The sequence below is a fragment of the Pseudoalteromonas sp. NZS71_1 genome (assembly GCF_015864305.1).
GTDB classification, from domain to species: Bacteria; Pseudomonadota; Gammaproteobacteria; order Enterobacterales; family Alteromonadaceae; genus Pseudoalteromonas; species Pseudoalteromonas arctica.
In genome coordinates this window covers 1-11,268 of sequence record NZ_JADYXM010000001.1, presented here as the reverse complement: position 1 = coordinate 11,268, position 11,268 = coordinate 1, and the positions used below count along the sequence as shown (strand labels likewise).

The following is an 11,268-nucleotide window of genomic DNA, read 5'->3' as shown; positions in this document are numbered from 1 at the left end:
ACACACAAGGGCAAAATTATGTATAAATTTATACTCGCATTTTATTTAGTACTAACAACTGTATTTGCAACCGCAGTACATGCAGATGAAATACAAGACTTAACCTCTATTCAACAAAAGTGGGCAACTGCTAACTACGAACTTGAAGATGATGCGCAAATAGACGCGTTTACGCAACTGAGTGAGCAAAGCGCGTTGTTTGTTAAAAACTACCCAAACTCGGCGCAAACACATATTTGGAATGGCATTGTGTTAGCCAGCTTTGCAGGTGCAAAAGGGGGCTTGGGCGCACTTGGTTTAGCAAAAGAAGCAAAAGCGTCACTCGAAAATGCACTCTCAATAGATGGCAGTGCATTAAATGGCTCAGCTTACGCAAGCCTTGCAACGCTTTATAGCAAAGTACCCGGTTGGCCAATTGGTTTTGGTGATGACGACAAAGCTGAAAAATTATTTAAACAAGCGCTCGCTTTTAACCTCGAAGGCATTGATACTAATTACTTATACGGTGAATACTTGTATGACGAAGGCGATTATAAACAAGCTAAAGCACGACTACTTGTAGCACAAGCTGCGGGCATTCGTGATACTCGTGCAAAAGCAGATAAATATCGCCAACAAGCAATAAGCCAGCTATTGGTAAAAGTAGATAAAAAACTAAAAAGATAAACACATAATGCATTTATTACTCGTTGAGGATGATCATTTAGTGGCGCAAGGACTTATTCGCTCTTTGCGTCAAGAGGGCTACAGCGTAGAGCATAGTGGCACAGTAAAACACGCCTTAGAGTGCCTTTCTAGTGGTGAAATTGAGCTTGTTATTCTCGATTTAGGATTACCTGATGGCGATGGCTCGCAAGTTTTAAAGCATATTAAAGCGCAAAAAAAAGTTATTCCGGTGGTTATTTTAACTGCTCGCGGCAGTATTGACGACAAAGTCCAAGGGCTCGATATGGGGGCAGACGATTACCTTGCAAAGCCGTTTGACCCCGCTGAGCTATTTGCCCGTTTACGTGTAGTAAGTCGGCGCATTAACCAAACGCAATCAAGCTTATTGCGCTGTGGTGACGTAGTAATTGATACCTCTGCTCATACAGTTACACTAAGTGGGCAGTCACTTACACTACCGCGAAAAGAATACATGCTTTTAAAAGCGCTGATGGAAAATCAGGGAAGGGTGCAATCAAAACAACAACTCGAAAACAAACTTTACCAATGGGGTGAAGAAGTTGGCTCTAATACCATAGAGGTGCATATTCATCATCTTCGTAAAAAATTTCCTAGCGATTTTATTAAAACCTTACGTGGCATTGGCTACGTAGCTGGTAAGCGTTAGAGTGTGTTTGTTTTTCGAGGTTGAAAATGTCTATTCGTAAACGCCTGACCTTAATTTTACTTTCAATGATGGTGCTAACTTGCTTTTTAGCTTTAGTAAAAGGCTATCAAAAAAGCATGCACCACGGCGAAAACTTGCTTGATAATGAACTTAAAATAGTGGCTGGCGTTTTAATTGAACAACCATTAGCACTAAGCACAAATGCAGTACAAGTAAGCAATAATAGTGCTCAGTTGTTGTATCAAATCTGGCAAAACAATAGTTTACTTAGCGGCTCATCGAGTTTAACGAATAACCAAATTAGTTTTAGCGAGGGCTTTCAAACTGCCAATGTAGCAGGGCAGCGTATGCGAGTGTTTGTGATGAGAAAAAATACTCGTAAAGTCATCGTTGCTGAGCCTATGTCAAAGCGGTTTGAATTAGCTGAAGCCGTTATTTTATCTGCAATGTTACCTATGCTATGGGCAGTCCCTCTGCTTGCTATTTTTATAAGTTTTTTTGTTAAATACGCATTAGCCCCTCTTACTCGATTATCTAAGCAGTTGGCTACTCGCCAAGCAAACGACTTTACGCCAATTAACTGGCAGGTAACCGACGAGGAAATTAAACCGGTTATTAATCGTTTAAACGACTTATTTAAACGAGTAGAAACCGCTTACTTACGAGAGCGCTTTTTTGCTTCAGATGCAGCTCACGAATTACGTACCCCGCTCAGTAGCTTAAAAATTAATGTACACAATTTAGCTAGTAAGCAAAGCAACTCGCAAAACCATCAAGAACTCCAAGCAATGTCACAAGGCATTAATCGCTTAAGTAATATTGTTGAACAAATGCTAATTTTAGGGCGCACCCAGCCTGAACAATGGCAGAGGCAGTTTAGCGAGCAGTCATTGCTAGCGATTACTCAGCAAGCCGTATCGGAGCAATACGACAAAATAGATGAAAAAAACCAAACTATTAGTCTTGAAGGTGATGATTTTGTAATTAATGGTGATGAGTTTACATTAACCACACTCATCGCTAATTTACTTAGCAATGCCATAAAATACACCCCCAATAATGGTCAAATAATAATTAAATTAGCATCAAGTAATAACAGCTATAGTTGGCAAATTGATGATTCTGGTGCGGGCATGACTGAAGAGCAAAAAGAGCGAATATTTAATCGCTTTTATCGCGTAGGTGGCGATCAACATCCATCAGGCGAGCAAGGTGCGGGTTTAGGTATGGCGATTGTTCAACATATAATTGCTATTTATGGCGCAAGTATTTATTTAGCGAATAGCTCTTTAGGCGGACTAACCGTTAAGGTTACTTTTACAGGAGTAAAAAGTGACTAAACGTTTATTTAATCGGTGCCTTTGTTGTTTGCTATTTTTGTCGTTTAACGCGGCGAGTAAAGAGTACCTTATTGTTTTGAAAGATCATTTGTTTTACCCCTCGCAAATAATTATTCCCGCAAATAAAAAAGTAAAACTATTGATAGAAAACCAAGACAGCACACCAGAAGAGTTTGATAGCTTTGATCTAAACAGAGAAAAAGTACTCTACCCAAATCGTAAAAGCATTATTTATATAGGGCCGCTAAGTAAAGGGCATTACGAGTTTTTTGGTGAGTTTTCGCCAAATACAGCAAGGGGCGTTGTTATAGTTAGCGATGAAGGGGCGCAGCATGCTAATAACTAGTTTAGTCATGAGCCTTAACCAATTACTACCAGTGGCTATTTTATTAGTGCTACTACAAGTAGTTAAAAAACAAAGCTCTTTAAAAATAGGCTCTGCTTTAGTAATAGGCGCGGTAATGTCGTTTTTGTACATGCAAAGTGCGTCGTGGGTGAGCCAGTGGTTTGAACACCAAGGGTTAGAGTACTCACAAATAGGGCTATGTATCACTATATTTATTGCTGTATTGGTATTTGCACTAAAGCAAAAGTCAGCGGCATTTTATATCGCAGTTATAAGCACAATAACGCTGTATTTAAGCCATTATATTATTTACCTCACCAGTTTTTGGCAAAATAATGATGCAGGGCAAAGCTTATTTATTGGCACTTTATTAGGTGTGGGAATTTGTTTAAGTTTTAGCGTATTGCTGTACTTTTTAATGAATGCAATTAAGCACCGTTTTGGTATGTATCCGCTTTTTACTTTGCTTGCTTTTAACAGCGCGGCTAAGTTACTAGTTGCACTGGATTTGGCAAGCCAAATAGATTTAATTACAAACACCTCAACAGTGTGGGATTTACGTAATTTGTTAAGCGAAAACTCTGAACTAGGCCGCGTACTGCGTGCTCTTGTTGGTTACGAGGCCACTCCTGATTTAATGAGTGTACTTATATATAGTACAAGCAGCGTGTTATTTTTATTACTTTGTTATGTTATTTCGGCTTCAATAACTAAGGAACGTGTATGAAAGCACTCAACCTATATTCAGCGCTTAGTTTTACCGCTCTTTGTTTGTTGGTATTCTCAATCCAAGCAAAGGCCGATGGTATTGTTGTTGATAAGGTATATCACCCCTATGTTTTGCCTTTTGAGCGTGAATTTGAGTGGCGATTAGTGTCGCACCAAACAGATAGTGGCAACATACTAGCGCAGCGTTTGGGTGGCGGTGGTGCTATTAACGATACAATGGCACTCGAAGGCTATTTAGTTGGTGAGCGAGACGACAACGGCGACTTTGGATTAGAAGCTTATGAGCTTGAGCTACGTTGGCAATTAATTGAACAAGGTAAATTATGGGCTGATTGGGGCGCGTTATTTGAGCTTGAAAAAAAGCATAACGAAGATGTGTATGAGGCAACTTCGGGTTTTGTGATCGAAAAAGAATTTGGAAAAACAAGTCTTACGCTAAATGCTTTTTTGGTTTATGAGTGGGGGCAAGACATTAAAAACGAATGGGAAAGTGAGTTTAGAGCACAATATCGCTATCGATATCGCTCTGCTTTCCAGCCTTCTATAGAGGCTTACGTAGGTGAAGACTTTATTGGTATAGGGCCTGGCTTTATAGGTTTACAGCGCTTTGATGGGCAAAAGCAATTAAAATGGGAAGCGGGTTTCATCACTGAGATAAGCCAATCAGAAAAAAACCATAGTTTTAGGCTCGCATTAGAATTTGAATTTTAATAACAACTAAAAGTAGTTTTGGTTGTTTATTATTCTGATTATAGATAGGTACTTGACATATTATTTAAACTCTATATAGTGGGCCGCAGCTAGAAAGAAAGCATGTAAGCTATAAATCTCCATTTCGATATAAGTAATACTTGTAGTACCGTCCTGAAGTTTTTAAAGTACCATCTCATTTTTTGCTACACCCGCTCTTATGAGCATATTTTTATTTTTATTTCAGGATATTACAATGTCTAACATCGTATCAGGTACAGTTAAGTGGTTTAACGAGTCTAAAGGTTTTGGTTTCATCGAGCAAGAAAATGGCCCAGACGTTTTCGCACATTTCTCAGCAATCAAAAGCGAAGGTTTCAAAACTTTAGCTGAAGGCCAACGTGTAGAGTTTACTCTTTCACAAGGTCAAAAAGGTCCACAAGCTGATAACATCACAGCTGTATAATTTTACTTTTTAAGTAAAATGAAAAAAAGCGCTTAAGGCGCTTTTTTTGTGTCTGAAATTTGACTCAAACCAAGCAACGCCCATTATCAATGTAAATTAACTAAATGATATTGCTATTATTTATCCCCTCCTAATATTCGTTTTTCTATTCTTCTAAGTCATTCTTCTAAGTCATTGTGCTAATGCAAGTGAGTTTAAGCTTGTAATTTATACCGAACATTTCTCCCTTATAATTTCAAAACAACAAATTCAAAACGACAAAGACCAGCTTGTTAGTAGTACTCTCGATATTGTAAAAGATATTTGCACAGCTATTGATATAACCTGCGAGTTTAAATTGCTTCCTTGGAAGCGTGCTTATAACTTAGTTTAAAAGCCCCTTACTTTGGCATTGTTTCAATAATTAAAAACATCGAACGTGACCCACCATTTTATTGGGCTGGGCCGCTAGGCGCGAGTCAAACTTTCTTTTATAAGCTCAAAGCTGATAAGTAAGTTATATCAATTCCATTAAGTATGCGGTCTAAATTTTACGCCGAAAAAACAATTCAGCTCTAGGCGTATATAAAATTGGTTTTAAAGCGGGCGAAAACTTACTAATGTTTGGAGGCAAAACAATATATGGATTTGTTTTTAAAAAGAAAAATAGATCTAATTTTGGGCTCATAATGACAATAATGCATCAGCTGGAACCTTTGACTATAAAGTGGGGAAGGTGCTGAAAGGCTGCAAAAATTATATCTTTGTGCGCTTGTGAGCAATTACATTGCATTTAATAAATCAGTACCAGAGCATGTCATAAAGCAATTTTATGAAGAATATAAAAAGTTAAAAATGAAAGATGATTTTGTCGCCCATAAGCATACTTATCTTCAATGATTTATCTTTCGTAAGGCAGCCCTTTATTTTGCTTTATTTTTAAAAATGCAGCTTGCAGCGCTTCAATTAAACGCATATCTGTTTTTTTATTTGCAGCTAAATAAGCATCAATTGTTAGCTCATCTATTTTATAAATAAACTTTAAGTGTGCTGGTTTGAGCTTTAGATAATCACTCATCTGCTGCATGAATAAAGGATCGTCTACAATTAAATCTACTTTTTTAGCTAATAGTAAAGAGTATGATTTTTGAATATCAGAGGTTAAAACAACTTCAAATCCAAGTTTCGTGAGGGTTTGTGTTGAAAAGTCATTGCGTTGCATTGCAATTTTATACACTTTTGCTTGTTCAGTATTATTTATAATAAGATCATTTCGCTCTGATAGGCCGATAAAGCCCAGCTCAAATCGTCCAACTGGTCCAATCCAATAAAATTTATTTTCTCGCTCTACAGTGCGTGCAAGGCTGTATATAAAGGTGTTTTTTAACTCATCTGCAATTTTATAAGCACGTGCCCAAGGATACATTTGAATGTTAGGTGTGAGATCAGCCTCAGCAAATATATCTCTAATAAACTGAGTACCTTCACCTGCTACCTCGCCATTAATCAATACTTGGTTTGGTGGTGCTAACTCTGTAACAACAAGCAGGGCTTCCTTTGCTTGAACATACACAGAACAAATTAAAAAAAGAGAATAAAGAATATATTTCACAATAGCGAATCGTCATTCGGTTAGCTTAAGTAATAATAAGTGTGGCTGAAAATATGAAAAACACAAAAATTATTTATGTGAACTTGTTACTAAGATATTGGTTTATTTGAGTTATGTATAACTATAAAGGGGGCTAGATAGATAAGTGGTTCGAGGTTAGAAGTAGTTGAGGCTAAAAATTAAGGCCTAAAACGATAAAAGGGCCTTGCGGCCCTTGGTGAAGTATCGTTCAAGTCAGATAGAGCTTTAACCCCTTAAAGCGCTATCCTCTTGTTTTGCAACACCGGTGTTCATCTCAATAAGTTTCTAAGCTAGCGAGAGGAAAAACCCAGCAATTGCTGCGCTCATAAGGTTAGCCATAGATCCTGCTAACACTGCTCTGAGCCCTAAGCGTGCGATATCCTTCCGCCGACTAGGCGCCATACCGCCTAACCCACCTAGTAAAATGGCTATCGATGATAAGTTAGCAAACCCACATAAAGCAAAAGTAACGATTGCTTGTGTGTGCGCGCTTAACGTATCGCGATAATTTATAAAGTCTAAGTAAGCAACAAACTCGTTTACTACTATCTTTTGACCAATAAAGCTGCCGGCTATAATCGCTTCATCCCATGGCACACCTAGTAACCATGCAACTGGAGCAAATACATAACCTAATATTTCTTGAAGCGTTAATGTTGGGTAATCAAACCACCCACCAATACCGCCTAATAAACCGTTTAATAGTGCAATTAGCGCTACAAAAGCAAGTAACATTGCACCTACATTAAGTGCTAAATGCATACCGTTTGCAGCACCTGATGCAGCTGCATCAATTACATTTACAGGCTTATCTTCGTCATCTAAATCTAAATCAGCTAAGTTATCTCTAGGCGTTTCAGTTTCTGGCACAATCATCTTGGCCATTAAGAAACCACCTGGTGCAGCCATAAAGCTCGCAGCAATAAGATACTTAAGATCTACGCCAATAATTACGTAACCGGCCATTACAGAGCCTGCTACAGTGGCTAAGCCACCTACCATTACTGCAAACAATTCCGATTTTGTCATCGTTGCTATAAATGGCTTAACTATTAACGGTGCTTCAGTTTGGCCTACAAAAATATTTGCAGTTGCTGAAAGCGATTCTGTGCGAGAGGTCTTCAATAATTTTTGTAAACCGCCGCCTAAAATCCTAATTATCCAATCCATAATGCCAAGGTGATATAACACAGCAACAAGCGCTGAGAAAAACACGATAACTGGCAAAACTTGAATTGCAAAAATAAAACCTAATGTGTCTTGTGAGGCGAGTGGACCAAATAAAAACCCAATACCATCATTAGCATAACCAATAACCGACGAGACGGCTGATGACATGCTAGTTAACACATTTTTTCCTGCTTCGAAAAACAGAACAAAACCGCCTATAACAATTTGCATCGCAAATGCTATACCAACGGTTCTTAAATTAATTGCCTTGCGATTAGTTGACGCAGCAAAGGCAATGCTTAGTAGCACACACATGCCTACTAAGCTCATAAATGTTGTCATACAAATGTTTCCCGTTGTTATTCTTGTAGTAAATATTTAATTTTACTTTTTATTATATCAATCGCAACGCGGTTCATGCCGCCTCGAGTCACAACTAAATCAGCGTTATGCTTAGAAGGCTCAATGAATTGATAAAACATCGGTCTAACAGTTGCCTGATATTGCTCAACAACAGATTGTAATGTTCTGCCTCGTTGCTCCATATCACGTTGCATACGACGCATTAAACAAATATCTAAAGGTGTATCTATAAACACCTTAATATCAAATTCTTTATTAAGCGCTTTATCACTCAATAGTAAAATACCTTCAACAATGAGTATTTTAGCAGCTGGCACCCGGCGTGTGGTTGCGCTACGCGTGTGTTGAGCATAATCATACGTTGGTACTTCTACTGAGTTACCACAACGAAGTTGCGTTAAATGCTCAAGCATTAATGCGTGTTCAAATGCATCTGGATGGTCGTAATTTGTTTGCGTACGATGAGCCATCGGCAAATGCGACTGATCCTTGTAATAAGCATCTTCTTCAATAATGGCGATAGCGCCTGGTTCAAGCTCATTAACCAATTCATTGTAAATTGTTTGGCTAAAAAGAGATTTGCCCGACGCTGATGCGCCTGCAATGGCTATAATAGTAGTTCGTGTCACTAAAGTTCTCATCCACACAGAAAGATATATTGTTGGTAGATCACAATAGCAAAAAAGACACGATTAATCTCTTTTGCTTCGCTCAAGGGTGCAAATTTATAATGTTTAGGTTTTATGAAACAGGACTTTTGTCCTGTACGGAAAATTCGATCAGCGGATAAAGTAACCACCTAGAATCAAAGTGAGGTCAAAATGGCAAGAGCAATTATTTTAATGGCAGATAGCCTAGGAATCGGTGCAGCACCAGATGCAGATAAATTCGGCGATCTTGGGGCTAATACATTCGCTCACTTACTAAAAGCATATTACGACGAAACAGGCAGTGCGCTGTCGCTTCCTAACCTATCAAAACTTGGGTTAGTGGATGCATGCGAAGCTGCCGGTGGCGAACCGTGTTTAATTTCAGACCGCCAAGCTCCTCAAGGTGCATGGGGTTACGCTAAAGAAATCTCTAGCGGAAAAGACACGCCATCAGGTCATTGGGAAATGGCAGGCGTACCGGTGTTATTTGATTGGGGATATTTCCCAAAAACACAGCCAAGTTTCCCACAAGAATTTATAGACGAGTTTATTGCTCGTACAGGTATTCCTGGCATTTTAGGCAATTGCCATGCATCAGGAACTACCATTTTAGAACAGCTAGGTGAAGAGCACGTAAAAACAGGTAAACCAATCTGTTACACCTCAGCTGATAGCGTGTTTCAAATAGCCGCGCATGAAGAGTCATTCGGCCTAGAGAAGCTTTATCAAGTTTGCGAAATCGCACGGGCGCTACTTGATGAAATGAACATAGGACGAGTGATTGCGCGGCCATTTTTGGGTTCAAATAGCCAAGACTTTGCCCGAACGGGTAATCGTCGTGACTATTCAGTACTTCCGCCAGCACCAACATTGCTAGATGTACTAGCAAAAGACGGCGGCGAAGTAATTAGTATTGGTAAAATTTCAGATATTTACGCGCATCAGGGCATAACCCAAAAGCATAAAGCACCTGGACTTATGAACTTGCTAGAAAAAACCAGCGAAGTAATGGAAAGCGCGCCAGATCGTAGCTTAATCTTTACTAACCTAGTTGATTTTGATGAAAAATTTGGTCATCGTCGTAATCCAGTAGGATACGCAAAAGCATTAAAAGAATTTGATGACTATTTACCAACTATACTAAATCAGTTAAAAGCAGATGACGTATTAATGATCACTGCAGATCATGGCTGTGACCCAACCTTTCCAGGTTCTGAGCACACTCGTGAATACGTACCTGTTATTGCATACCAGCCAGGTATGAGTAACACACCATTAGGTGAACGCAACAGCTTTGCAGATATAGGTCAAACACTGGCACAGTGGTTTAGCTTATCTGCGCTTGATTACGGCGACAGCTTTTTAAATGAGCTAAAAACGCCAAATAAAAAGGAAAACAATTAATGAGTACTCCGCATATCAGTGCAAACGTTGGTGATTTCGCCGAAACAGTATTAATGCCAGGCGACCCGCTACGTGCGCAATATATTGCTGAAAACTTTTTAGATGATGCAGTACAAGTTACAGGCGTTCGTAACATGTACGGTTTCACTGGTACTTACAAAGGTAAGCCAGTAAGTATCATGGGTTCAGGCATGGGCATCCCATCAATGTCTATTTATGCACGTGAGCTAATTGTAAGCTTTGGCGTTAAAAATATTATACGTATTGGTACGTGTGGCGGTATTGGCACCGATATCAAAATTCGTGACGTAATTTTTGCACAAGGTGCAAGCACAGATTCAAACGTAAACCGTGCACGCGTACGTGGCTACGATTTTGCTGCTATTGCTAACTTTGACCTACTTTTAAACGGCGTAAACGCTGCTAAAGAGCTAGGAATTAAAGCAAAAGTAGGTAACGTATTTACGACAGACACATTCTATCAAGCTGATGACTCGTTCTATAAAGACTTAGACAAGTTAGGCATGCTAGCAGTAGATATGGAAACAGCTGGTTTATACGGCGTTGCAGCTGAATACGGCGCAAATGCAATGGCATTATTTACAGTAAGTGACCACGTAATCACTGGCGAAGCAACACCTGCTGATGAGCGTCAAAGCACGTTTAACGAAATGGTTAAAATTGCATTAGAGTCAATAGCTTAAATAACACATAACAGTTCCTTGGTAACGTATTCACTAAGTTTTGGAGACACGCCCAAAGTGAAGTGAGACTAAACCTCCAAAGCCGCATTTTATGCGGCTTTTTTTATGCCTGAAGAAAATGGGTAGCAGCTTCTAATTACTTATACCAATTCGCTTAATTAAGTGATCTATTTTGAGGATGGAAAAACGTGTTGATAGCTAGGCAAAAAATTCGCTATTTAGTTGTTCTAAATGAGAATTTTTTAACGCAGGTAGCGACACGTTTAGCCCCTAAAAATGATTAAGTATTATTGCGGGTTGGTATTAATTCAACCATCTAAAAACTGCGTTTTTAAACGCCTGCAAGCAGCGCGTCTACAGGTGGATTTTAGCCACCGCGTTAAGTTTTCCACGTAGGCGCAGAGCTTGCTCGCGCGAGAAGCGCAGCTTCTAATTACTTAATCACCCATCCTAAAAACTAC

At 39.1% G+C, this 11,268-nt stretch carries 12 protein-coding genes; 9 read left to right on the top strand and 3 right to left on the bottom strand.

Going from position 1 to position 11,268, the window contains the following annotated elements:
* Positions 1 to 18: 18 nt before the first annotated feature.
* From I6F43_RS00060 to I6F43_RS00030, 7 genes are all read left to right on the top strand, one after another.
* A complete protein-coding gene (locus I6F43_RS00060; RefSeq protein ID WP_197100373.1) occupies positions 19 to 666 on the top strand; it encodes a tetratricopeptide repeat protein in 648 nt (215 codons plus the stop codon).
* Between the two features lie 7 nt (positions 667 to 673).
* Positions 674 to 1,333, top strand: coding sequence for a response regulator (locus I6F43_RS00055; RefSeq protein WP_197100371.1), 660 nt, complete (start codon positions 674 to 676; stop codon positions 1,331 to 1,333).
* 26 nt (positions 1,334 to 1,359) lie between these two features.
* Positions 1,360 to 2,673 carry an ATP-binding protein gene (locus I6F43_RS00050; RefSeq protein WP_197100369.1) on the top strand — a complete coding sequence of 438 codons (1,314 nt, stop codon included), beginning with the start codon at positions 1,360 to 1,362 and terminating at the stop codon, positions 2,671 to 2,673.
* Positions 2,666 to 3,019 (top strand): cupredoxin domain-containing protein, encoded by a 354-nt coding sequence (locus I6F43_RS00045; RefSeq protein ID WP_197100367.1) that lies wholly within the window; start codon positions 2,666 to 2,668, stop codon positions 3,017 to 3,019. Before I6F43_RS00050 ends, I6F43_RS00045 begins: the two co-directional genes overlap by 8 nt.
* Complete coding sequence (locus tag I6F43_RS00040; protein ID WP_169044056.1) at positions 3,006 to 3,746, top strand: iron transporter; 741 nt, start codon at positions 3,006 to 3,008, stop codon at positions 3,744 to 3,746. Before I6F43_RS00045 ends, I6F43_RS00040 begins: the two co-directional genes overlap by 14 nt.
* Positions 3,743 to 4,459, top strand: coding sequence for a hypothetical protein (locus tag I6F43_RS00035; protein WP_197100365.1), 717 nt, complete (start codon positions 3,743 to 3,745; stop codon positions 4,457 to 4,459). Before I6F43_RS00040 ends, I6F43_RS00035 begins: the two co-directional genes overlap by 4 nt.
* 235 nt (positions 4,460 to 4,694) lie before the next feature.
* Entirely contained in the window at positions 4,695 to 4,904 is a 210-nt protein-coding gene (locus I6F43_RS00030; RefSeq protein ID WP_002959120.1) for a cold-shock protein, read from the top strand.
* Positions 4,905 to 5,784: 880 nt separating this feature from the next.
* On the opposite strand, the gene I6F43_RS00025 is transcribed toward I6F43_RS00030, so the two are convergent.
* The 3 genes from I6F43_RS00025 to udk form a co-directional block, all read right to left on the bottom strand.
* Positions 5,785 to 6,495 (bottom strand): substrate-binding periplasmic protein, encoded by a 711-nt coding sequence (locus tag I6F43_RS00025; protein ID WP_197100363.1) that lies wholly within the window; start codon positions 6,493 to 6,495, stop codon positions 5,785 to 5,787.
* A 306-nt stretch (positions 6,496 to 6,801) separates the two neighbouring features.
* A complete protein-coding gene (locus I6F43_RS00020) occupies positions 6,802 to 8,028 on the bottom strand; it encodes a NupC/NupG family nucleoside CNT transporter (RefSeq protein WP_007583535.1) in 1,227 nt (408 codons plus the stop codon).
* A gap of 17 nt (positions 8,029 to 8,045) precedes the next feature.
* Complete coding sequence (udk, locus tag I6F43_RS00015; RefSeq protein ID WP_007583533.1) at positions 8,046 to 8,678, bottom strand: uridine kinase; 633 nt, start codon at positions 8,676 to 8,678, stop codon at positions 8,046 to 8,048.
* 192 nt (positions 8,679 to 8,870) lie between these two features.
* Here udk and I6F43_RS00010 point away from each other — a divergent pair, with 192 nt between their 5' ends.
* Positions 8,871 to 10,103, top strand: coding sequence for a phosphopentomutase (locus I6F43_RS00010; RefSeq protein ID WP_010555228.1), 1,233 nt, complete (start codon positions 8,871 to 8,873; stop codon positions 10,101 to 10,103).
* Entirely contained in the window at positions 10,103 to 10,807 is a 705-nt protein-coding gene (deoD, locus tag I6F43_RS00005; protein WP_002959109.1) for a purine-nucleoside phosphorylase, read from the top strand. The genes I6F43_RS00010 and deoD overlap by 1 nt, the downstream gene beginning before the upstream one ends.
* The last annotated feature ends 461 nt before the right edge of the window (positions 10,808 to 11,268 follow it).